General features: G+C 40.2%; 20 protein-coding genes, 1 tRNA gene and 1 other annotated feature (1 of these 22 cut by a window edge). Of the genes, 13 read left to right on the top strand and 8 right to left on the bottom strand.

Translation table 11 applies throughout. The features are described 5' to 3' along the window. Positions 1 to 38: 38 nt before the first annotated feature. The 3 genes from KQH97_RS08870 to KQH97_RS05080 all read right to left on the bottom strand — a co-directional run bounded on the left by KQH97_RS08870 (position 39) and on the right by KQH97_RS05080 (position 1802). The gene (locus KQH97_RS08870; protein ID WP_216553119.1) at positions 39 to 938 is read right to left on the bottom strand and encodes a DUF6329 domain-containing protein; all 900 of its coding nucleotides are present in this window, start codon (positions 936 to 938) and stop codon (positions 39 to 41) included. 369 nt (positions 939 to 1307) lie between these two features. Next, positions 1308 to 1391, bottom strand: a tRNA-Leu gene (locus KQH97_RS05085). Between the two features lie 99 nt (positions 1392 to 1490). After that, a complete protein-coding gene (locus KQH97_RS05080) occupies positions 1491 to 1802 on the bottom strand; it encodes a thioredoxin domain-containing protein (protein WP_216553116.1) in 312 nt (103 codons plus the stop codon). 372 nt (positions 1803 to 2174) lie between these two features. On the opposite strand from KQH97_RS05080, the gene KQH97_RS05075 reads away from it, so the two are divergent. From KQH97_RS05075 to KQH97_RS05055, 5 genes are all read left to right on the top strand, one after another. Beyond that, positions 2175 to 3242, top strand: coding sequence for a sulfate/molybdate ABC transporter ATP-binding protein (locus tag KQH97_RS05075; RefSeq protein WP_046441881.1), 1068 nt, complete (start codon positions 2175 to 2177; stop codon positions 3240 to 3242). Between the two features lie 17 nt (positions 3243 to 3259). Further along, positions 3260 to 4036 (top strand): ABC transporter permease, encoded by a 777-nt coding sequence (locus KQH97_RS05070; RefSeq protein WP_216553114.1) that lies wholly within the window; start codon positions 3260 to 3262, stop codon positions 4034 to 4036. Between the two features lie 25 nt (positions 4037 to 4061). After that, positions 4062 to 5114 (top strand): ABC transporter substrate-binding protein, encoded by a 1053-nt coding sequence (locus tag KQH97_RS05065; RefSeq protein WP_216553111.1) that lies wholly within the window; start codon positions 4062 to 4064, stop codon positions 5112 to 5114. Between the two features lie 17 nt (positions 5115 to 5131). Then, positions 5132 to 6622, top strand: coding sequence for an aryl-sulfate sulfotransferase (locus KQH97_RS05060; protein ID WP_117856430.1), 1491 nt, complete (start codon positions 5132 to 5134; stop codon positions 6620 to 6622). A 160-nt stretch (positions 6623 to 6782) separates the two neighbouring features. Then, complete coding sequence (locus KQH97_RS05055; protein WP_038671796.1) at positions 6783 to 7451, top strand: redox-sensing transcriptional repressor Rex; 669 nt, start codon at positions 6783 to 6785, stop codon at positions 7449 to 7451. Positions 7452 to 7499: 48 nt separating this feature from the next. Here KQH97_RS05055 and KQH97_RS05050 read toward each other — a convergent pair whose 3' ends face one another. Both KQH97_RS05050 and KQH97_RS05045 read right to left on the bottom strand, forming a co-directional pair. Then, a complete protein-coding gene (locus KQH97_RS05050; RefSeq protein ID WP_216553108.1) occupies positions 7500 to 8090 on the bottom strand; it encodes a hypothetical protein in 591 nt (196 codons plus the stop codon). Between the two features lie 211 nt (positions 8091 to 8301). Further along, positions 8302 to 9060 carry a phosphotransferase family protein gene (locus tag KQH97_RS05045; RefSeq protein WP_022288440.1) on the bottom strand — a complete coding sequence of 253 codons (759 nt, stop codon included), beginning with the start codon at positions 9058 to 9060 and terminating at the stop codon, positions 8302 to 8304. 489 nt (positions 9061 to 9549) lie between these two features. Between KQH97_RS05045 and adhE the strand changes: the two genes are divergently transcribed. The 5 genes from adhE (at position 9550) to udp (ending at position 16208) form a co-directional block, all read left to right on the top strand. After that, positions 9550 to 12168: a bifunctional acetaldehyde-CoA/alcohol dehydrogenase gene (gene adhE / locus KQH97_RS05040; protein WP_117898028.1), complete on the top strand. Its 2619-nt coding sequence runs from the start codon at positions 9550 to 9552 to the stop codon at positions 12166 to 12168. Between the two features lie 281 nt (positions 12169 to 12449). Continuing rightward, positions 12450 to 13946, top strand: a complete 1497-nt coding sequence (locus KQH97_RS05035) for an L-aspartate oxidase (protein ID WP_216553105.1) — start codon at positions 12450 to 12452, stop codon at positions 13944 to 13946. Then, entirely contained in the window at positions 13943 to 14782 is an 840-nt protein-coding gene (nadC, locus tag KQH97_RS05030) for a carboxylating nicotinate-nucleotide diphosphorylase (RefSeq protein WP_117905239.1), read from the top strand. The genes KQH97_RS05035 and nadC overlap by 4 nt, the downstream gene beginning before the upstream one ends. A 62-nt stretch (positions 14783 to 14844) precedes the next feature. Then, positions 14845 to 15399, top strand: a complete 555-nt coding sequence (locus KQH97_RS05025; protein ID WP_022288436.1) for a DUF3592 domain-containing protein — start codon at positions 14845 to 14847, stop codon at positions 15397 to 15399. Positions 15400 to 15419: 20 nt separating this feature from the next. Further along, complete coding sequence (gene udp, locus KQH97_RS05020; RefSeq protein WP_216553103.1) at positions 15420 to 16208, top strand: uridine phosphorylase; 789 nt, start codon at positions 15420 to 15422, stop codon at positions 16206 to 16208. A 42-nt stretch (positions 16209 to 16250) separates the two neighbouring features. On the opposite strand, the gene KQH97_RS05015 is transcribed toward udp, so the two are convergent. Continuing rightward, a complete protein-coding gene (locus KQH97_RS05015) occupies positions 16251 to 16874 on the bottom strand; it encodes a pentapeptide repeat-containing protein (RefSeq protein ID WP_253286376.1) in 624 nt (207 codons plus the stop codon). Between the two features lies 1 nt (position 16875). Next, complete coding sequence (locus tag KQH97_RS05010) at positions 16876 to 17628, bottom strand: glycerophosphodiester phosphodiesterase family protein (protein WP_216553098.1); 753 nt, start codon at positions 17626 to 17628, stop codon at positions 16876 to 16878. A gap of 197 nt (positions 17629 to 17825) precedes the next feature. Between KQH97_RS05010 and KQH97_RS05005 the strand changes: the two genes are divergently transcribed. The 3 genes from KQH97_RS05005 to KQH97_RS04995 all read left to right on the top strand — a co-directional run bounded on the left by KQH97_RS05005 (position 17826) and on the right by KQH97_RS04995 (position 21335). After that, positions 17826 to 19046: a peptidylprolyl isomerase gene (locus tag KQH97_RS05005; RefSeq protein ID WP_216553094.1), complete on the top strand. Its 1221-nt coding sequence runs from the start codon at positions 17826 to 17828 to the stop codon at positions 19044 to 19046. 211 nt (positions 19047 to 19257) lie between these two features. Further along, positions 19258 to 19893 carry a hypothetical protein gene (locus KQH97_RS05000; protein ID WP_253286370.1) on the top strand — a complete coding sequence of 212 codons (636 nt, stop codon included), beginning with the start codon at positions 19258 to 19260 and terminating at the stop codon, positions 19891 to 19893. Between the two features lie 38 nt (positions 19894 to 19931). Next, the gene (locus tag KQH97_RS04995) at positions 19932 to 21335 is read left to right on the top strand and encodes a D-alanyl-D-alanine carboxypeptidase family protein (RefSeq protein WP_216553089.1); all 1404 of its coding nucleotides are present in this window, start codon (positions 19932 to 19934) and stop codon (positions 21333 to 21335) included. 49 nt (positions 21336 to 21384) lie between these two features. Here the strand turns inward: KQH97_RS04995 and KQH97_RS04990 are convergent, their stop codons facing one another. Continuing rightward, positions 21385 to 22707, bottom strand: a complete 1323-nt coding sequence (locus KQH97_RS04990) for an AI-2E family transporter (RefSeq protein WP_117927360.1) — start codon at positions 22705 to 22707, stop codon at positions 21385 to 21387. A 206-nt stretch (positions 22708 to 22913) separates the two neighbouring features. Then, positions 22914 to 23010, top strand: a binding site (T-box leader) (it continues 156 nt past the right edge of the window).

Here is a 23010-nt window from a genome sequence, read left to right as displayed (position 1 = left end):
GAAGACTATGATCTGGAGATATTATATGAGTTACTGGGCTAACAGAAGAATCTGCACCGCCAACGGTGGGCTGCCTCCGGCAGTTCGAAGAAAGCTCTACTATGATCATATCTTTCTCGCTGCATAATTCTTGTTCGAATAAAATGTGTCAAGTGATATTGACAAAACCACTCCGTCTGCAAAAACCATTTGTCGGAATTCCAAAAGCTGATATAAATTTCTCCGTCGGGAGTTTTTATCGGTCTTTGCTCCAGACTCTCTCCTGCGCCGTCGCTTAACTGCCCGGTACAATATTCACGGAGATCCTCAAGTTCATCTTCCGTAAGCTGACCGTGAACGTTTGCTGTGACCACTCCCACAAGTTCTCCGTTATGTTCTTCGACCGACATAAATGCGGAAAACACCTTTCGGTCAACAGAATTGCCTCTATCGTACCAATGCATCAGACCTCGCTCTTTTTCTTCGGGCAAATTGAAATCGCTGATAAAATGATTTATCTCCGATTTGTAAGCAGAAGCTTCATAGGAGGAGATTTTTTCGTATTCCTCATCAGACCAACATTCAGGTACTCTGCTGATCTCAAGGGGACAGTAAAATTTCATTTCCTGCAAATGCGTCTGAATATGATTTTCGTACAACAGCTTTGCGTTTGGAATATACTGAACGTATCTAGCGTAGGATGAGCCTTCAGCTTCGATCAGCAGACCGTCACCCTGTTCCTCATCGTAGATCAGCAGACAATGATAAATATCATCTCTGTCGCAGTACATCAAATCTGTGTTCTCAGCGATCAGGTCATTGTCCTGCAAGGGATGCCTTTTTAAATTATCAAACTCAGCATGAGAAACTGCTATCGCTTTTTCCACCGCACAGGACTTTGTCTTAAATTCTGCCTCTTTGCGAAGCAGGTTAGTGTTGATTATCAATTTTTCATTCATTGACTTTTCCTCCGTTCGTTTTGTTTCCTTTTTATATAGTACATCTGCCAAATGGGTATCACGTCCTTTCTTGAGAAATAAAAAAAGGCCGCTTTGTCGTTTATCACATTTCGTGATATTTGACAAAACAGCCTTCTAAACTTTGTGAATGTTTTTTTATAAAAAATCGGCAGGCTCAGAGCGAAATCTGCTCAAAGCTTGCCGATTTATTTGACAATATTCATTTGTCGAGGGTTCAAATCCTTCCAGTCGGTGAAAATCATGAAAAAGCATCCATGGTTTTACACTAAAATTTTTCGACTGAAAAACATGAAAAGAGCCCGTAAATACGGGCTTTTTGAGGTGAGCATCCATTTAGTCTCACCAATATGGTGCGGGTGACAGGACTTGAACCTGCACGGTGTTGCCAATAGAACCTAAATCTATCGCGTCTGCCAATTCCGCCACACCCGCATACAAAACAACATTATTATTTTATCATAAACTCCCTACTTTGTCAAGACTTTTTGCTCAAAAAAAATGCCCGATGCTCAAAACATCGGACTGATTTTTTTATAATCTCTTAATATTGTCAAGAATTATCAGCTTGTGTGTAAAACCCTCAAGCTTGTTTTTGATATCACCATTCTTTATAAAAAGGAGTGTTGGCAGTGCTGTAACGTCATATCTCTTCGCAAGATCTGGCTGAGAGGTGATATCACACTTAGCTATGATAGCGGTTTCTCCAAGCTCTTCTGCAGCTTCGTTAAGCTCTGCCTCTGTTCTTTTACAGTGAACACAGGTAGGTGAGTAAAATTCTATAACAAGCGGTTTGTCTGCTGATATCAGCTCGTTGTAATTCTGGTTTGTCAGTTCTGTAAGCATTTTTTATTTCCTCCAATATATATTATATTATTCATATAGTTTTACTATGAATATAGTGATTATATCACTATTTGCGCACTTTGTCAAGAGTATTATCAAACATTTCTGTATATCATATTTCTCATATATGTAAGTTATGAATAAAATGTACAACAATAATAAAGTATTCCTATCATATATGTATGATTTCACGAAAATCATTTATAACTATTGACATTTCCATAAAATCATGTATAATAAAAGCATACTAATCATATCGACTTGATATGAATTGAAAGTGAGGAACTTAAATTGTCAAAGATCAATAAGCGAATGCAGCGATGTTGACACTGAAACTATCACAGCAATATATCTTAATTGGAGTTGTCAGCTATGTATATAGAATTAAAAAACATTAATAAAAGCTTTGGCGATTTTAAAGCTTCGGATAACGTAAGTTTTGGTATTGAAAAGGGAAAGCTTATCGGTCTGCTTGGACCGAGCGGCAGCGGTAAAACAACTATCCTGCGTATGCTTGCAGGTTTGGAAAAACAGGATAGCGGCGATATTATTATAGATGGTAAAAATGTCAACAAACTTCCATCAAATGAAAGAGGTATCGGATTTGTTTTTCAAAGCTATGCGCTCTTCCCTTTTATGACAGTTTACGATAATATAGCTTATGGTCTGAAGGTTCAGAAAAAAGATAAGAAGTTTATTAAACAACGTGTGGCTGAGCTTCTTGAACTTGTTGGCTTGCCTGACGTTGGCAAGCGTTATCCTGACCAGCTTAGCGGAGGTCAAAGGCAGCGTATCGCTCTTGCAAGAGCACTAGCACCTCAGCCTGAACTACTTCTACTTGACGAACCTTTTGCAGCTATCGACGCAAAGGTAAGAAAAGAACTGAGAACATGGCTTCGTGATACTATTGATAAAATAGGCATAACAAGCATTTTCGTTACACACGATCAGGACGAAGCAATAGAGGTCGCAGACGAAATTGTTATCACAAACAAAGGCAGAGTCGAGCAGATAGGCAATCCAGTTGAGATATACCTTGAACCTAAAACTCCTTTTGTTGCTCAGTTTATCGGTCAGTCCGCAGTTATCGAGGACTACAGCAAGCTCAAAGGCTTTGAAACAGCAGAGGGCAAGACTTCAGCTATAATCAGACCTGAGTTTATCGAGATAAACAAATTTGAAGACAGCGAGTATCACCAGTTTGAAAGCTCAATGGAGGATGCCGTTGTGGAAGAAGTTTCATTCAGAGGAAACGCCTTTGAGGTTAAAGCTTCCATAGACGGTATCTCAGTAACAGGCAGATATCCGCTGAACGCTTCCCGTCTGAAAAAAGGTGATAAGGTAAAAGTACTTATCAAGAAGCTTTACACTATTGATGAAAACACGACAAATATTCTCGTAAACAAAGCTCTTGATGACTCAGAGCTGTACTATATTTAATAAGGAGGACATTAAAGATGGAAAATAATAAAACAAAGTCCTCTGCTATACAGAAGATACTAAAATGTGGCATCATATCATGGGTAGCAATAATTGTCCTTTGGGGAATAGGATCTTTGAAATATGATGAATATTTTCTTCCAAGCCCAAAGGAAACGATCGACAGCATGAAGGAACTTATCAAAGACGGAACTCTTTGGAGTGACATTGTTGCAAGCGTCGGAAGAGTAATAAAAGGCTGGCTACTTTCAATAATTTTTGCTGTTCCTATGGGTCTTATTGTAGGAAATTTCAGACCTGTACGCTGGCTCGTTGAACCTATACTTAGCTTTTTCAGATTTGTGCCTGCTATTGCATTGACGACACTCTTTCTAATGTGGTTCGGAGTAGGCGAAGAATCAAAAGTAGCACTTATTTTCTACGCGTCATTCTTCCCTATGTTCGTAAACACTATAGCGGGTGTGGCTTCAACTGATAAGCAGCTCGTGGAAGCAGCTTCCTGTATGGGGGCAAAAAAAGCAAGAGTTTTTTTCACGGTAGTTGTACCATCAGCGGTATCTAATATCTACACTGGAATAAGACTAGGACTTAGCTCAGCTATCATCTGTGTTGTGGCAGCTGAAATGCTGGTCGGCAGTGATGGCCTTGGTTATCTTATAAACAGCTCGAAGCTTTATTACAAAACAAGCTGGGCTTTTGCAGGAATCGTCACACTTGCTGTGATTGGCTTTGCTGCTGACAGGATCCTACAGTTTATTGGCAAGAAAAAACTTAAACACTTTGACGTAAAATAATTAATTTAACAGGAGAGATTTAAAAATGAACATAAAAAAGATAATCGCAATAATAGCATCGACAGCATTGACAGCAACTCTTCTTGCATCATGCGGTAGTTCATCAAGCGGAAAAACCGCAAAGAAGGTTACCAAAGACGGTAAAGAGCTTAGCGTTTTGAGAGTTGCGAACATGACAGGTCAGCCAGATCAGTACGCCGACTATATCGGTATGGAGCAAGGAATATTTGAGAAATATGGTATATCTCTCGAAACATCAGAATACGCTGCCGGCATTAACACAGTTGACGCTATTGCAACAGGCACAGCAGATACAGGACTTCTTGCAGATTTTGCTGCTGTAAACAGAATTGGAAATACTCTCGATAACACTAATCTTGTGATTTTTTCAGATCTAAGTTCTAGCGTTTCATATAACGGCGGTCTTTTTGTTGCACCAAAATACAAAGATGATCTTGATGCTTTAGATGAAAGTGAAGGATGGATAACTTCTATTGGAACAGTTTCAGAATACTTCAACTGGCAGGCTCAGACTTATTTAGGACTTGACCCGTCAAAGCAGAAAAACGTCAACACAGATTCCATATCAACTCAGATAGCAGTTGCACATAACGGTGAGGCATCAGCCGCTATCGTTACAGGCTCAGCTATAAAAAAATATGAAGCAGAGGGCTGGACTCAGGTCGCATCTGCAAAAGATATAGGGATAAATGTATCTGCTTATCTTATAACATCAAGCGACTTTGCAAAGAACAATACTGAAACTCTTACGAACTATCTTAAAGCACTTGATGAAAGCGTTAAATACATAAATGACAACTTAGATGAGTCGGCTGAAAAAATATCAAAGAAATATGGAATCGAACCAGATGATTTCAAAACAAACTGGGAACAGTACAGTATTAAACTGGGACTTTCTGAGGAAGCTGCATCTCATCTTGATGAAATAAATAAGTGGGCGTATGAGAATGGTAAATATTCAAACAATTACAACATAAGGAAATTTTATTATCCAGACTCAGCAAAAAAAGCATTTCCAGATAACGTTACGGCAGACCTGACAAAAGCAGACAAATAAACAAGGAGGAATCAGACATGGGTTATCCAAGCATTTATCCAACAGGAGTTACAATATACAACAAAGAAAAAGCCTACAGCGGCTATACGATCTTCCCGTCCGCTAAAGGTGCTCTGCTCATAGATATGAATGGCAATGAAGTAAAGCTTTGGGCTGGACTGGGAGGATTTCCTAACAAAATACTCCCAGGCGGATATGTAATGGGCACAACAGGAGCAAGAGGAGGTAAATATGCATATCAGGATCAACTTGATCTTGTTCAGGTAGACTGGGACGGTCATATCGTATGGAAATTCGACAAAACTGAACTTGTTGCCGACCCGGGTAAGGAACCGGTCTATATGGCTAGACAGCACCATGATTTTCAGCGTGAGGGCAGCACTGTGGGTTACTATTATCCAAATGGCGAGCCAAAGACAGACAGTGGCAATACACTTATCCTTACTCACGAGAACCTTTACAACCACGATATTTCAGACAAAAGACTTATCGACGATAAGATCATCGAAGTGGATTGGGAAGGCAATATAATTTGGAGCTGGCGTGCAAGCGACCACTTTGATGAGCTTGGCTTTGACGAGGCCGCAAAGAACGCATTGTTCAGAAACCCCGGTCTTCACGGTGAGGCAGGTGGAGATTGGATGCACATAAACAACTTCTCTACCCTTGGCGAAAATAAGTGGTATGACGCAGGCGACAAACGCTTCCACCCAGACAATATCATATTTGACGCAAGAAACTCAAACATACTCGGAATTATCGAGAAATCAACAGGTAAGATAGTATGGCGTGTAGGTCCTAACTTCAACGAAAGCGAAGCCACAAAGAAGCTTGGCTGGATAATTGGTCAGCACCACCTGCACATGATACCAAAGGGACTTCCTGGAGAGGGCGACCTGTTGGTATTCGATAACGGTGGCGAGGGTGGCTACGGCACACCTAACCCTGCTTCCCTCACAGGCGTGAACAATGCACACAGAGATTACTCAAGAGTACTTCAATTCAATCCTGTTACACTTGAAATAACATGGCAGTACACTCCCCTTGAAGCAGGAAATCTGCTTTTTACTGACGCTTCTAAGTTCTATAGCTCATACATCAGCTCTGCACAGCGACTTCCGAACGGAAACACTCTTATTACGGAAGGTTCAGATGGACATCTTCTTGAAGTCACACCTGACCATGAAATAGTTTGGGAATTTGTAAACCCTTATTTCAAGAATTTTGCCGGCACATTCAAAAGCAACATGATCTACAGAGCTTATCGTGTACCATACGAGTGGATACCACAGCTTGAAAAGCCTGTTGAGACCTCTATCGAGCCTATCGACATTACAAAGTTCAGAGTACCGGGTGCTTCTATTGGCGAGGGTACAGGGCTTGTTACAGCCGTTGACGGGATCGATCCAACAAAAGGAGTTCCTCTCACAGGTTCAGGAAATGAAGAAGATGATGAAGAACGCATCGACTTCTGTGTTGCTTCTGTAAAGAAAAAAGATCTAGAATAAAATTAATGTACATAAGGCAGCTTCTGTAAAACGAGGCTGCTTTTTTAGACCGCAGAGAGTTTACAAGTCCTTGACAAAAGAAAAGATTAGTGCTATTATATTATGTGATATTGTTATTTATTTATCAATCATGTTTTTTAGTAAAGGAAAGTGTAAATATATGTCTAAAGACGGTTCGATATCCGCATCAGTAATAAAACGACTGCCACGTTATTATAGATTTTTAGGTGAGCTTCAAAAAGAAGGACTTGAAAGAATATCTTCAAGGGAGCTTTCTGAGAGAATGAAGCTCACGGCTTCACAAATAAGACAAGACCTTAACTGCTTTGGCGGATTCGGTCAGCAGGGATATGGCTATCACGTTGACGAGCTTAGAATGGAAATAGGCAAGATACTCGGAGTAGACAAGCATTTCAAGACCATACTTATCGGTGCAGGAAACCTCGGTAAAGCTATCGCCACACATATTAACTTTGAAACAAGGGGTTGCAATCTCATAGGCATATTTGATATAAACCCAAAGCTCACTGGTGAAGTGGTAGGAAACATACCGATTCGTCACACTAATGATATAGAAAGCTTTTGCGAAGCAAACTCCCCTGTTGTAGCTGTGCTTTGTATACCGAAAGCAAACACTCAGGCTATTGCAGACCAGCTTGTAAATCTTGGTCTGAAAGCGTTCTGGAATTTTTCACATTATGATCTTAGCATCGACTATGAAAACATAGTTGTGGAAAATGTCCATTTAGGTGACAGCCTGCTTACACTTACATATGCAACAAATATCATCACAAGCACTGATACTGACAACAGCGAAGAGATCGAATAAAAAAATCACACCAGAAAATTCTCTGGTGTGATTTTTTTATATAAAGTATTAGCGAACTGTTTTAACCGCGGCTGTTTCAACAACTGCAGCAAGATGGTCGTTAACCTCTTTGCTCTGATAGTATTCAGCAAAAGACTCAGTTACTTGATCTGCCCATGACTCTGTAGATTGAGTTTTAACATCCTCGGTATTGATTTTTTCAGCACTTCCTGTTTCATCATCAAGAACGTAAAGCTTATCTGATGCAACCTCGGCAGCGACAGTTGCCACCTTTGTCAACACATCGTCATTTTTATCATATATAACAAAAATGTAACAATTCTTTTTGTTCACAGTCTTAGTGCCTGTATAACCATAAAGCCTTTTTGTTTTTTCAGCCAAAGGATATATCTCCTTGCAGACATCTACGACCTGATTAAACGAATCAACAGCCTCATCTGGTATCTTTTCAAGAGTGCTTCTGTCAGGGAGTGAAGTAGTTTCGTCTGGCACTTCATCAGTAACCTCTGTTTGAGCTGTCGTTACGTCATTATTTGTAAGATTAACATTATTTTCTGTTTTATTATCGGCATTTTTTCCACAAGCCGGCAAAGTAAACATAGTGCAAACTATAGCAACAGCTATCATTAGCTTTTTCATATTGATCCTCCGAATAACCTCTGTAGTCCTAAATCATTATGTCATATTTCAACAGTTTCACATTATATCACATGAAAATTACTCTGTAAAGAGATTATAAAGAATTGTAACAAAATATCCCGATTATGACGAAACTCATAATCGGGATAAATCATTTTTTAGCTATTTGCACAATAAGAGGTTACAAATTTGTTACAACCTGACAAAAAGACTAATCGTAATCTACAACGTCGATCCACTTCATGAGCAGATCCTTCTCTTCCGGCTTGCCCTTAATGAGCTGTGCTGCTGCAACGATCGGCAACCAAGCCTGTACATACTGCTTAGATGTTCCGCTCTTTACGCAATACTTATCAAGATAAGCCTCAGCAAGATCAGGATTGTTAAGGCAGAACAGCAGGTATGTTCTTGCAACGTCAGCAGACGCATTACCTTGTCTAGCAGAACCCCAATTGATAACATAAGTACCTTCGTCATTGATGATAACGTTCTTTGGCTCAAAGTTACCATGGCAAAGCTTGATGTGCTTTGGCATTGAATCAAGTCTTGTGAGAAGCTCATACTTCTTTATCTCGTCGATCTGACCAAGAGTCTTGATCTGTCTTGCCATCTTATCTTTCAGCTTTGAAAGAAGTGGCATATACTGAGCGTGTATCTCGCACTGAATGTCGATAAACTGGTTAAGATACGTGTCTTTCTTGTCTGGATTTTCGTCCATAAGCTGCTGAAGAGTCTTACCCTTTATAAAGTCCATTGTAATAGCCCATTTGCCGTCGATAACGGAAACCTCGTGAAGAACAGGCATCTTTATAAAGGAATTGCCAAGTGTTGTTTCAACTCTTGCGTGTGTAAGAGCTGCATACAGACACTTTTCCTTGTATTCAGGCTTCTTATAGATCCTGACTGCCATTCCATCAGATTCATAAACATCATAGATGTCGCTGGATGCTACAAAGTTATCAAGTTTCATAAGTCATATCTCCTTTTATTTTAAAATATGGTATTAAGTCGAGTTTCAGAGTATACATTGATTTTTCAACAGCCTTATTGTGTAAAATTACCTTTACATCTCCGTGCTTTCTATGTATCTCTGTTATGTCTATATTATACTACAGATTTTCTAAATGTCAAGCACATTTTCGTTATTTTCACAACTGTTTTATTTTTGTTTAGTTTTTATCTTATATTTATTAATCTTTTTTCAGGCGGCATATATGATAAATTTTTATCAATCTGATTTTTATTGTGCAGTTTGACGGTCATGAATTGTTAATCTATCATAAAACAATGTTCAATATTTATGTATATTGCATAATAAAGCGACGTAAAATATCAAAAAAGCTGTAACTTTATAAGATTGACAAAAAAATAACAATCGTATATAATATAAGTAAGATAAAACCCGAGCGGGAGTTATCAAGAGTAAAAAACAATAATTAATTTATTGGAGGTTTATTTTATGGCAAAGAGTGAAGCTAAAACAGTCGGCATCGTCGATACAGAGGAAGCTCTGACTGCTAAGATCGCTGAAGTAAGAGCTGCGCAGGCAATCTTCGCTACCTACACACAGGAGCAGGTAGACAAGATCTTCAAGGCTGCCGCTATCGCTGCTAACAAGGCAAGAATCCCACTTGCAAAGATGGCTGTTGAGGAAACAGGCATGGGTATCGTTGAAGACAAGGTTATCAAGAACAACTATGCTGCTGAGCACATCTACAATAAGTACAAGAATGTTCAGACTTGTGGTGTTTTTGAGGAGAACAAGGCTTACGGCACAATGAGAATTTACGAGCCTATCGGTCTTATCGCTGCTGTTATCCCAACAACAAACCCAACTTCTACTGCTATATTCAAGACACTTATCTGTCTTAAGACAAGAAATGGTATCATAATCTCACCACACCCAAGAGCAAAGAAGTCAACTATCGCTGCTGCTAAGATCGTTTATGATGCAGCTGTTGCAGCAGGTGCTCCAAAGGGTATCATCGGTTGGATCGATGTTCCTTCTCTTGAACTCACAAACATGATCATGAGAGAGTCTGACACTATTCTCGCTACAGGCGGTCCTGGAATGGTAAAGGCTGCTTATTCATCTGGTACACCAGCTCTCGGTGTTGGTGCCGGTAACGCATCAGCTATCATCGATTCTTCTGCTGATATCGTAAACGCTGTAAACTCTATCATTCATTCTAAGACATTTGATAACGGTATGATCTGTGCTACAGAGCAGACAGTTATTGCTGATAAGACAGTTTACAACGATGTTAAGAAGGAATTCATCAAGAGAGGCTGCTACTTCCTCAACGATGAAGAGGCTGACAAGATCAGAAAGACAATGCTCATCAACGGTGCTCTTAATGCTAAGATCGTTGGTCAGCGTCCTGTAACTATCGCTAAAATGGCTGGCTTTGAAGTTCCAGAGGATACAAAGGTACTCATCGGCGAGGCTACAAGCACAGCTCCAGAAGAGGCTTTCGGTCACGAAAAGCTCACAACTATCCTTGGTATGTACAAGTCAAAGAACTTTGACGACGCTCTTGACATCGCAGAGGCACTTCTCGTAAACAACGGTGGTCTTGGTCATACTTCAGTTCTTTGGGTAGATAACATAAACGAGAGAGAAAAGCTCAATAAGTTCGCTGCAAGAATGAAGACTTGCCGTCTTATCGTAAACACACCTTCTTCACTCGGCGGTATCGGTGACCTCTATAACTTTGACTTTGCTCCTTCCCTCACACTCGGATGCGGTTCATGGGGCGGCAACTCAGTTTCTGAGAACGTTGGCGTTAAGCACCTGCTGAACATTAAGACAGTCGTTGAGAGGAGAGAGAATATGCTTTGGTTCAGAGCACCTGAAAAGGTATACTTCAAAAAGGGTTGTCTCCCTGTTGCTCTTGACGAGTTGAAGACTGTTATGGGCAAGAAAAAGGCATTCATCGTAACAGACCAGTTCCTTTATAAGAATGGTTATACAAAGGCTATCACAGATAAACTCGATGAAATGGGTATTCTCCACGAAACATTCTTCGATGTTGCTCCAGACCCAACACTTGCTTGTGCACTTGAGGGTGTTGCTCAGTTGAGAGCTTTCGAGCCTGACACAATTATCGCTATCGGCGGTGGTTCTGCAATGGACGCTGGTAAGATCATGTGGGTTCTTTACGAGCATCCAGACGCTGACTTCTTCGATATGGCTATGAGATATATCGATATCCGTAAGAGAGTTTACACATTCCCTAAGATGGGTGAGAAGGCATACTTCATTGCTATCCCAACATCTTCTGGTACAGGTTCTGAGGTAACACCTTTCGCAGTTATCACTGACGAAAAGACAGGTACTAAGTATCCTCTGGCTGACTATCAGCTCATGCCTAACATGGCTATCGTTGATACAGATATGATGATGTCTGCTCCAAGAGGTCTGACTTCTGCATCAGGTATCGACGCTTTGACACACGCTCTTGAGGCTTATGCATCTGTAATGGCTACAGATTACACTGACGGTCTTGCACTGAGAGCTATGAAACTTATCTTTAAGTATCTGCCAGATGCATATGACAACGGTCAGACAGACGTTAAGGCTCGTGAGGAAATGGCTACAGCATCTACAATGGCTGGTATGGCATTCGCTAACGCATTCCTCGGTGTTTGCCACTCAATGGCTCATAAGCTCGGTGCTTATCATCACCTGCCACACGGCGTTGCTAACGCTCTCCTTATCACAATGGTAATGAGATACAACGCTGACCCAACACCTAGAAAGATGGGTACTTTCTCACAGTATCAGTATCCACATACTCTTGAGAGATACTGCGAGTGTGCACATTCACTTGGTATTGTTGGTAAGAACGATGAGGATACACTCAACAAGTTCATTGACGCTATCGAGGCACTCAAGGAAAGAGTTGGTATCAAGAAGACTATCGCTGATTACGGCGTAGACGAGAAGCACTTCCTTGAGACTCTTGACAACATGGTTGAGGACGCATTTGATGACCAGTGCACAGGTGCTAACCCAAGATACCCACTCATGAGCGAGCTGAAGGAAATGTACCTCAAGGCTTACTACGGCAAATAATATTTGCTGACAAAGCAATTTGCAGAGTGACTAATATTTGATTATTAGTTGATCTATAATAAACCTCCGACTGCTTGTTCCCTTTTGGGAGCAGGCAGTCATTTTTTTGTTAAGTTGCACTTAAAATAATTTAAGGTATGTGCATTATATATGCAAATAACAGTTGAAAAAGGGAAAAATATATGGTATAATGAAATAAGTATAAATTATTTCAGAGCAATATCTGGTGTGATTTTTACATAACACTTGGCGACACTCCGCCATACAAAGAGGTTACAAATATGAACAACAAAAATTATGACGTTATTATCGCTGGCTGCGGTGCGGCAGGTCTATATGCAGCACTTAACCTTTCCCGTGATTTAAATGTACTTGTGCTTTCCAAAAGAGAGCTGACCTTGTGTAACTCTTCCCTTGCACAGGGTGGAATTGCAGGCGTTTACGACAATCCAAAGGACTCGCCTGAATATCACAAACATGATACATTTGTAGCAGGCGGATTTGAAAATGATCCTGAGTCCACTCAGGTCCTTGTTGACGAAGCCTATATTGACATCGGAAAACTCATAGAGCTTGGCGCTGACTTTGATAAGTGTCCTGATGGATCTTATCACCGCACTCTCGAAGGTGGACACGGTATGAACAGGATTTTTCATCATGCCGATACCACAGGTCTGGAGATCGAAACAACTCTACTAAGAAATGTTCAACAGCTAGATAATGTTGAGATACTCGAAAATGCCGTTATGTGCAACGCAAAGAAAACCAAAACAGGTTTTTCCATTCTTGTGCTGACTAATGACAACGAATATACGACATATAATTGCAGATACGCCATTTTTGCAACTGGTGGAATAGGCAGAGTTTACGAATACACTACAAACTCCGCTATCGCAACAGGCGACGGCATAACTATTGCTCATGAGCTTGGTGCAGAGATAAAAAATCTCAGCTATATCCAGTTCCACCCAACAGGCTTTAACAACAAGCACACTCGTGAAACTTTCCTTATCTCTGAATCTGTCAGAGGCGAGGGAGCTTATCTTAAAAACTGCAACGGCGAAAGATTTATGCAAAACTATGACGATCGGCTGGAGCTTGCACCTAGAGATGTTGTTTCTCATGCGATCATGGCTGAAGCCAAGAAAACAGGCTCTGACAAATTCTATCTTGATATCACTCACAAAGACCCTGAGTTTGTCAGAAACAGATTCCCTATGATAAATGAAAAGCTTCTCGAAGCAGGTTATGACATGACTAAGGATATGATACCTATTTTCCCTTGTCATCATTACCTTATGGGCGGCATAAATGTTGATACATATGCAAGAACTAACATTGACAGGCTTTATGCCTGCGGTGAATGTTCACATACAGGGGTTCATGGCAATAACAGACTTGCAAGCAATTCCCTTCTTGAAGCTTTGGTATTTTCAAGACGTGCTGCGGCTGACATCAATGAGAAGATAAAATCTGACAGTGGTGACCTTGAAACATACGATTTCAAGATAGACAATGAAGCCCCGCACATTCCTCATGGCATAAGAACAGAGATAAGAGATATAATGCAGCGTGCATATTTCGTTATCCCTGATAAGGAGGCTTTGCCGCCTGATCTTGAAGAAGTAACAAAGCTAAAAAATTTCCTTTGTGACGGTAATTTCAAAATAGACAGAGATTATGTTGAAGCAAGGTCTCTTACAACTGTCGCTTATATCGTATTAAAGGACGCTATCGAAAAGCTCAAATCCAAAGAAAAAATGGAGGAAAACAAATGAAATTAATGCAGTTTCAGATCGACGATATCATTAAAACAGCTCTGCTGGAGGATATCAACTATATAGACGTTACAACGGATTATCTTGTTGACGAAAATTCAGTTTCAACAGCAAAGTATGTTTCAAAGGACGAAGGCGTTCTTTGTGGAATTGATGTTGCAATGAGAGTTTTTCAGCTTCTTGACAGCAATGTTAAATGTGAGATATTTATCCATGACGGTGAAAAGGTCAAGAAAGGCGACATTATCGCAAAAATAACAGGCTCAACAAGAGCCTTGCTCAAAGGCGAAAGAACGGCACTGAATATCGTTCAGCATATGTCAGGCGTTGCAACTGCAACAAACAGATGCGTTGAGCTTGTAAAGGGTACAAAGGCGTCTGTTGCGGATACAAGAAAAACGCTCCCGGGTCTTAGAGTTTTGCAGAAATATGCAGTTACAGTAGGCGGTGGAAAAAACCACAGATACAATCTTTCAGATTGCGCAATGCTCAAAGATACTCACCTTGACGCATATGGCAGCATGACTGGTGCAGTAAACGCTCTCAGAGAAAAAATGGGGCATACAGTCAAGATAGAAGTTGAAGTCGGAAACCTTGAAGAACTCAAAGAAGCTCTTACACTTGGCGTTGAGATAATCATGCTTGACAATATGACAAATGAAGATATGGCAAAGGCTGTTGAAATGACAAATGGCAAAGCACTTTTAGAAGCTTCAGGAAACGTGACCTCTGAAACAATCCGTGCAATAGCTGAAACGGGCGTTGATATCATTTCTATCGGTGCTATCACACACTCAGTCAAGGCATTTGACATTTCAATGAAAATGGAAAAGTAAGATAAAACAAAAGCCGACACCATATTAAGGTGTTGGCTTTTATGCTTAAATGGGGGAAAAATATGCGTTATTACAAAAGATCTCATGTGCATTACAGCAAATCAGCAATGAAAATAATAGCGTTAGTTTTCATGTTGGTTGGCGTGACATTTCTTGCAGTTGGAATAGGTTTTGCAATACACCAAACTCAACTCAAAAACAGATGTACTCTTGAAGTCAATGCTATAATATCAGACATTCTCAGCAAAGATGAACGACACGAGAACGATGACGGACACGTATCATATAGCACAGTTTACACACCAGTGTATTCATATAACGTTGACGGACAGCTCTACACCACTCACAGCAATACATATTCCAGTAACATCAGATACAGAAGAGGACAAACGATCCAGATATTCTGTGACCCTGACGACCCTGAAACGTTTTATGCACCAAACGATACAACCAATACCATATTAACAGTTGTTTTCTGTGGATTAGGCGGGCTGTTTGCGATTATAGCAATAGTGCTTATCATAGTGCTTATACATATAAAGAAAAAGCAGAAATCCGGAAAAAATTTTGCAGAAAATGAATTATACGAAGAAAATAATTATCCATACGACGAATAATTCTGAGAGGAGGAATTTTTATGGCAAGCATTATGGACGGTGAAAGACAATTTCACATCAGAACTATCCCTGAAGAAGTGGGCAGATATGTTATTATGCCGGGCGACCCTGGAAGAGTGCCGAAAATAGCGGCACTTCTTGATGACGCAAAGCAGGTGGCTCAAAACAGAGAATACAATGTTTATACAGGCTATCTTGACGGTGAAAAGGTAACTGTGTGCTCGACCGGTATCGGTGGACCATCTGCGGCAATTGCAGTGGAGGAACTGGTAAAGTGCGGTGCAGACACATTTATTCGTATCGGTACAAGCGGAGGAATGGATCTTTCCGTTAGCGGTGGCGACCTTGTTATAGCTTCGGCGGCTGTCCGTGGCGAAGGTACGTCAAAAGAATATCTCCCCGAGGGCTACCCTGCTGTAGCAGATTTCACTGTAACAACTGCCCTTGCAAAAGCTGCGGCTGTACTTTCAGAAGATAAGCTTGGCAAGCGTTATCATGTGGGCGTTGTTCACAGCAAGGACAGCTTTTATGGAGAAGTAGAGCCTGACTCAATGCCTGTGAGCGACGATATAAATTACCGCTGGGACGCATATTTAAGGTGCGGCTGTATGACTTCCGAAATGGAATGTGCCGCAGTTTTTTCAGTAGGTATCACAAGACACGTCCGTTGTGGAGCTGTTATAACAGCTATATGGAACGTGGAGCGTTCAAAGGCAGACCTTGAAGACAATGTGAGCGACGACACCACAAGAGGTATCCACTGTGCGGTGAACGCTGTGAAAATACTGATAGAACAGGATAAAAAGTGATAAAAAAAGCCGCTGTGACGTTTATTGTCATAGCGGCTAAAATTATTTTATTCTTATTCCAAGGAGCATTGAAAGCTCCACAGCTTGATCGGCTGAAAAAACAGCGTTTCGGAGTTCTCTGAATGTATCAGAAACGCGCAGTCCACTTACAAGACAGGTAGAAAAATCAACGCCGCCGAGAGCCGTTCTGAAAAATGATGTGCCAAGGTATTTGCTGCCGCTGGTCTTGAATGCTTTGAGATTGCAGGAAACAAGCTCAGCCGAGGACATATCACTGTTTTTCACCTGGGTTTCAGACAGCTTGCATTTATCAAATATGGCATATCCGCAGTTTGAGGATTCAAAGGCTACACCTTGAATGGAGCAATCCTTGAACTCTGCGCCAACGAGCTTGCAGGAGCTGAACTCACATCTGCTGAGGTAGGATGAGTCCAGTGATGAATTTGACAGATCGCAGGATATGAACGTCACATCAACGAATGAGGAACGCTCAAAATCGCAATCGGTAAAGGTGCAGTTTTCAAACATACAGTTTATAAATGACAGGCAGGAGAGATCTTCGCTTTCAAGATATTCTCCGCTAAATTTACAGCCTGAAATATCGCTGTCAGTGCGTTTTGCAGTACGTTTGACTTCGTTAAGGTCGCACAATGGAAGGTCTTGCATCTTATTCACAGCTTTCCTCCCAATTGTCAGAAAAATCAAAATCATCAGGAAACTGCTCTGCTATAACTGTCTTTGAAAACTGTGAAGCAGTTTCTATAAGATCTTTGCCTCTTCCTGTCCATGTGAGCAGGTCTGCGTCTATATCAACGGCCTGAAAGGCAGTTTCAAGGCTTATAGATCTGAGGTCGGCAGCAATGAACTGAGGCTTTGAAATAATTCTCCAGATAAATGGCTGAGCACAAATGAACCTTTCGATATATTCAAGGTCTATATTCTTTTTGTATTTTGAGATAAGCTGACCCCTTGTGACTTTTGGTGAATGAAACCTAAACCACATCACTGAGAACGGGTTAAAGCTCTGTACTGCAAATTCGCCTTTGTATTTCTTCATCATATGGTCAACTCGGTTTTCAAGCTCTCCAAATGGCGCACCGCCTTTAAGCTCAATAAGAAGTGGCACTTTGCCGTCAACAGTTTTCAGCACCTCAGACAGCAGTGGTATCTTTTCATCACTGTTTTTAAGTTTAAAGGCAGAAAGCTGTTCATATGTGTAATCAAACACTTTGCCCTCAACGCTGCACATTCTCATAAGGTCATTGTCATGGAAAACCACAATGCGGCAATCCTTTGTTAGACGTACATCAAGCTCGATAGAAAGACATTTTTCAACCGCAAGCCTGAATGCGGTAAGAGAATTTTCAGGAACAAGTTCTGAGTGAAGACCTCTGTGAGCAATATATTTACCAAAATCCATATGGGATACCTCTTTTCGTATTAAAGTCATTTATATTATACTCTCCCAGACTTAGATTGTCAACTGTATCACGCCGGATAATATATATTTCATTCACAGAAAGTTTAAGAATTATCACACAGTATCATCACAATAATAAGATATAATTAAATTTATGTTATGCAGAGGATTTTCTCTCAAAGGAAAGGACAATTATTATGATAAAGAAATTAGCCGCTGTTACAGCAGCTCTCACAATAGCTATTTGCAGCTTTACTTCATGCAGCAAAAATAACGACAGCTCATCAACCGTATCTTCCACAGTGGATTCTTCTGTTTCAGCTGTTGACAGCACAACTGAAAAGCAGACACCTGAGCCATCACTTACAATTGACGGCAAGACCATTGATACTAAGGACTTTATCGTTTGCACCATTGACGGCAAGGATATAGATTTTGATACTTTCAGATACTACTATTATTATACTATAAGCAAGTACACTTCCACTTACGGAGCTACCCTTGACACTATCAAGTCAACTGACGGTGGTTTTGAGCTTCTTATGGAGGACGTTATCACTGCACTTAAGCAGGAACTTGTTGCACCTGAGCTTGCAGAAGAAAACGGAATTAAGCTTACAGACGATGACAACAAGACAATTGATGGGCAGATAGCTAATGCAAAAGCGAAATATGATTCTGATGAAGCTTATCTTAATGACCTTAAGTCAGCTTACCTCACAGAGGATCTTTACAGAAAAATGCTTGAAACAGCTACTATCTATACTAAAGTAAACGATACTCTTTTTAAGAATGACGGCAAATATGCAACAAAAAAAGAAGACTTTAGAAAAATAGTCAAGGATACAAGCGAGTATTGCCGTGAGATTCACGTTATGATCCCTTTCTATGCACAGGTAGATCTTGATGACAGTACCGCTGACAGTTATGACAGTATGTCACTTTCAGACAAAGCGAGCGCAAAGCAGTCAGCTTATGCGAAGCTTGATGATGACGGTGTAAAGAAAGCTAAGGAAAATGCTAAGAAGCTTGCAGAAGAAGTTCTGAAAAAGGCTCAGGACGGAGAAGACTTTGATAAGCTTATTGAAGAGTACGGCTGGGATCTCGGTCTTGAAGATCCTTCAACAGGATATTATTTCAATAAAGATACGACTGGATATCCTGAGGAGCTTGTAAAAGACGCTTTCACGCTGAAAGAAAACGGCATTTCCACTGAACTTACAGAGAACGACACATATGGATATTTCATAATCAAGCGTTTGCCGGTTGATATGGATTATGTAGAACAGAACATAGACGATATGATCTATTCATATGATACACCTGCTATCTCAAAGCTTTACAACGAAAGAATGGACAAAATGGAAGTCAAGTATTGCGACCAGTGGGACAAGATAACTGCGGACAGCATAACCTGATGGGTCATGGTATGATTAAAGAGCCTGAGCAGATCTCAGGCTCTTTTTATGCGTTTTTGTGATTGACGTGAGAGTGAATATCTGATATAATAAAAACTGAGGTGATCTTACGGACAGGCTGAAATTTCAAGATGCTTGCGATAAAATCATAGGCAAAAGCCGTGAACGCAACGGCATCGGAACTCTAGGCGAGAAAACGCTTCATGCTGTTTTGAAAAACTATTTTGAGCCATATGGTGAAAATCAAGAGATACGCATTGGCGGATATGTGGCTGATATCGTAGGCGAGAACGGTGTTATCGAGATACAAACAAGACAGTTCAACAAACTGCTGAAAAAACTTGAAGCCTTTCTTGACTACTGTGACGTGACAGTGGTCTACCCTATCCCTGCGGTCAAATATGTCCGTTGGATAGATACTGAAACAGGAGAGTTGTCAGAAAAGCACAAATCGCCGAGAAAATACACTATCTATGAAGTCATGCCCGAACTGTACAAAATAAAATACACCCTTGATAACCCCCGATTTCATTTGTGCCTTTGTATGCTTGAAACAGAGGAGATAAGATTGCTTAACGGCTGGTCAAAGAACAAAAAGCGTGGATCTTCACGCCATGACAGGATACCAAAGGGACTTATTGACGAAATACATATCGACTGCCCTGCCGACTTTGATATGTTCCTCCCGGAGGACATGCCAAAGCAGTTCACTTCTAAAGACTTTGCCCTTAATGCAAAGATATCTCGTGAATATGCACAGGTAACGCTTAATATACTCACATATCTTGAAAGAGTGAAACGTGTGGGCAAACAGGGTGCTAATATACTTTATGAGAAAACTGAATGAGCAAGACTCTTTACATACAGTGCGAAAGGAAGCTGTCAATGAAACTAAAACGAAAAATCAGCAGGATATTATCCATGACGCTGGCAATAATGCTGCTTGTGCCTGCGATGTGTGCAGACGCATTCAATTTTACACCTACATCAGGCTATGACGATGACGGAAAAGCGATACCATTGGAGCTTTACTCTGAAGCGGTCTATATGGTCAATCTTGACAGCGGTGAAGCTATCGTTGACATAAACGGTGAGGACGAGCGTGTGCCTGCTTCCCTAACAAAGATAATGACTGCTGTGGTGCTTCTGGACAAATTCAAAGGTGATGAACAAAAACTGAAAGATACATACTATTCAGCAGGCTCGGAAGCATTTGATGAACTATATGATACTGGTGCTTCAACAGCTGATATACAACCAGGCGAAGAAGTAAGCTGTTATGATCTCCTGGCGGCACTGCTTATCCCATCCTCATGTGAAGCAGCGAATATAATCGCTTTGAATGTGTCCGATTCCATAACAGAATTTACAGACCTTATGAATGAAAAAGCTGAAAAACTCGGCATGGAAAATACACACTTTTCAAATGCACATGGTCTGTGGGCGCAACAGAATTATTCGTCCTGCAAGGATATGGCAACTCTTTGTGAATATGCCATAAGCAAATATCAGGTATTCCGTGATATTGTCTGTCTGCCAAGCTATCATATGGCATCCACCTCTTATCACTCAGATGGTACAGATATTTATAATACAAACCTTATGCTTGACTCAATGACCGATTATTACTACTCCTATGCTAAAGGCATAAAAACAGGCACCCTTGACTCCGCTGGAAGATGTTTAGCTTCATATGCGGAATATGAAGGCACCTCATATCTTATTGTGACAATGGGTGCACCAATGGAAAAGCTTGAAGAAGATGTGAAGAAGGGCGAGGAAGATCCTGATTCCATATATGGTGGAGATAATGTTTACTACAACCTCCTTGATCACATCAATCTTTACAAATGGGCATTTTCAAGTCTTGTAGCAACGGATTTTGTGGACAAAAACAGCGAAGTCCGTGATGTAAAGGTAAGCTACGGTGACGGCATAGATTATGCAAATCTAAAACCTGCAAATGGTTTTACAAGGCTGTGGCCTGTAGATATATCAGTAAATGATGTGGAAAAGAAAATAACCGTTTATGACAACGTTGTTGCACCTGTTGAAGTTGGCGATGTGCTTGGTAAAATGGAACTTGTCTACAAAGGTGAGGTGCTTGCAACTATAGATCTCGTTTCCACAACTAAAGTAGAGCGTTCCCAAGTCAAAGCGAAGGTTAAAATAGCTAAGTCATACTTTGAGTCGTCTGTTTTCAAGGTCACATTAACAATACTTATTGCACTTATAGTAATATACTCTGTGATACATATTGCAAAAATACAGAAAAAATACATGAAATAAAATAAGCGGTCTGCTCACTATGAATTGTGAACAGGCCGCTCTTTTGCGTTTACTGATCTTTATTTTCGTTGTGATCGTCAACTATTTCTGGATCATCCTCTCTGTTGACCTCATTTACCTCATCAGCACTTGGAATGACCATGGCGTCAAGCTGTTCAGGCGTAAGCGGAATACGCTTTTCATTTTTCTTATACAAATGCTCAACATCCTCCATATAATAGTCGGTATCTACAGGGAGCTTCTTCTTTCTTAACCGCTGAACAACGCTCTCTCGTGTAAAAGTATAAAGCAATGCAAAAGTCGGAACTGCAATGACCATACCTATGAACCCGAACAAATTTCCAAAGAAGAACAGTGATACCAGCACCCAAAAACCCGGAAGCCCAGTAGAATCACCAAGTATCTTAGGACCAAGGATATTGCCGTCAAACTGCTGTAGAATAACTATGAAAATGAGAAGTATAATGGCTTTTTTAGGATCAATAAAAAGCATAAGTGCAGTTGATGGTATCGCACCGATTATCGGTCCAAAAAATGGGATAATATTAGTTACACCCACTAGAACACTTATCATGATGTTGTAAGGCATATTCATGATAGTCAGACCTATAAAGCAAAGAACTCCGATTATTGCCGAGTCAATGATCTTTCCGCTCAAAAAACCTGCAAAAACTTTATTTGTTTCAGTGCAAACTCTCATGATCTTCTCACATGTAGACTTTTTTGTGTTTGCAATGATTATCTTCTTAGCCTGAGCAAGAAGCTTTTCCTTGCTGCAAAGCATATAGATAGAAACGATAAATCCAAATACAAAGTTTTTAAGAACAGTGATAACGCCCCATGCACCCGAAAGAATATTTTCAAACATCGGCTGTATCTTCTCGATAACGGTTCCCAAATCAGTTGAAAAAGCTTTGAGCTTCTCCGTAGCCATTGTTTCGATATCAGGATAGTTTTTAAACAGCTTATTTATCCAACCCTGCACTTTAACAACGATGTTAGATGCATTGTTAAAAATATCAATTATGGAATTTATAAGTTCTGGAACAACAACATAAGTAAGTCCAACAACTATCCCCAGAAAAACAAGTGACGCTACAGTTACTGAGCAGGCTCTGGTAAGCTTTTTCTTAGCCGGATTTTTTACCACTTTATTTCTGAACAGCTTTTCAAAATTCACCATTATAGGATTTATAAGAAATGCGATCACAAGGCCAACTATAACAGGCGTAAGTGCAGAAACAAGTGTGGAAATAAGCTTTAAGATCGTATTAAATTTAAATACAGCCACTACCAAAAGCACATTTATAGCAATAACGATAACTGCATAAAATGCAATTGTGGTGTATTTCTTATTAGTTTGTACTTTCATATATTTTCCTTTCTCAATTACCTTAACTATTACTTTATTATACACTACATTATTTATAAATGCAAGGAATATTGAAAATTTAAAATTATTTATTTTGGTATAAATCCAAATCGCAAAAGAATATTTACATAATAGCAATAATATTTACATTTTTTGATATTGACATTTCAGAAACAGAGGAATATAATAAGACTAAAGTTAATACGATAAATCCTATGAGCAAAAGTAAGTAGTTTGATGCAAAAGGTCACAGAGAGTCAGCGGTAGGTGTGAGCTGATACATTTTCTTCAGATGAATGGATT

The sequence above is a fragment of the Ruminococcus sp. MSJ-25 genome (assembly GCF_018917825.1).
Classification (GTDB): domain Bacteria; phylum Bacillota; class Clostridia; order Oscillospirales; family Ruminococcaceae; genus Hominimerdicola; species Hominimerdicola aceti.
The sequence above is the reverse complement of the archived record's forward strand: the minus strand, read 5'-3'. Positions and strand labels throughout refer to the sequence as shown.

Excerpts from the sequence above, each read along its gene's own strand:
- KQH97_RS08870 (WP_216553119.1), bottom strand. The coding sequence starts at position 938 with ATGAATGAAAAATTGATAATCAACACTAACCTGCTTCGCAAAGAGGCA.
- KQH97_RS05080 (WP_216553116.1), bottom strand. The coding sequence starts at position 1,802 with ATGCTTACAGAACTGACAAACCAGAATTACAACGAGCTGATATCAGCA.
- KQH97_RS05075 (WP_046441881.1), top strand. The coding sequence starts at position 2,175 with ATGTATATAGAATTAAAAAACATTAATAAAAGCTTTGGCGATTTTAAA.
- KQH97_RS05070 (WP_216553114.1), top strand. The coding sequence starts at position 3,260 with ATGGAAAATAATAAAACAAAGTCCTCTGCTATACAGAAGATACTAAAA.
- KQH97_RS05065 (WP_216553111.1), top strand. The coding sequence starts at position 4,062 with ATGAACATAAAAAAGATAATCGCAATAATAGCATCGACAGCATTGACA.
- KQH97_RS05060 (WP_117856430.1), top strand. The coding sequence starts at position 5,132 with ATGGGTTATCCAAGCATTTATCCAACAGGAGTTACAATATACAACAAA.
- KQH97_RS05055 (WP_038671796.1), top strand. The coding sequence starts at position 6,783 with ATGTCTAAAGACGGTTCGATATCCGCATCAGTAATAAAACGACTGCCA.
- KQH97_RS05050 (WP_216553108.1), bottom strand. The coding sequence starts at position 8,090 with ATGAAAAAGCTAATGATAGCTGTTGCTATAGTTTGCACTATGTTTACT.
- KQH97_RS05045 (WP_022288440.1), bottom strand. The coding sequence starts at position 9,060 with ATGAAACTTGATAACTTTGTAGCATCCAGCGACATCTATGATGTTTAT.
- adhE (WP_117898028.1), top strand. The coding sequence starts at position 9,550 with ATGGCAAAGAGTGAAGCTAAAACAGTCGGCATCGTCGATACAGAGGAA.
- KQH97_RS05035 (WP_216553105.1), top strand. The coding sequence starts at position 12,450 with ATGAACAACAAAAATTATGACGTTATTATCGCTGGCTGCGGTGCGGCA.
- nadC (WP_117905239.1), top strand. The coding sequence starts at position 13,943 with ATGAAATTAATGCAGTTTCAGATCGACGATATCATTAAAACAGCTCTG.
- KQH97_RS05025 (WP_022288436.1), top strand. The coding sequence starts at position 14,845 with ATGCGTTATTACAAAAGATCTCATGTGCATTACAGCAAATCAGCAATG.
- udp (WP_216553103.1), top strand. The coding sequence starts at position 15,420 with ATGGCAAGCATTATGGACGGTGAAAGACAATTTCACATCAGAACTATC.
- KQH97_RS05015 (WP_253286376.1), bottom strand. The coding sequence starts at position 16,874 with ATGCAAGACCTTCCATTGTGCGACCTTAACGAAGTCAAACGTACTGCA.
- KQH97_RS05010 (WP_216553098.1), bottom strand. The coding sequence starts at position 17,628 with ATGGATTTTGGTAAATATATTGCTCACAGAGGTCTTCACTCAGAACTT.
- KQH97_RS05005 (WP_216553094.1), top strand. The coding sequence starts at position 17,826 with ATGATAAAGAAATTAGCCGCTGTTACAGCAGCTCTCACAATAGCTATT.
- KQH97_RS04995 (WP_216553089.1), top strand. The coding sequence starts at position 19,932 with ATGAAACTAAAACGAAAAATCAGCAGGATATTATCCATGACGCTGGCA.
- KQH97_RS04990 (WP_117927360.1), bottom strand. The coding sequence starts at position 22,707 with ATGAAAGTACAAACTAATAAGAAATACACCACAATTGCATTTTATGCA.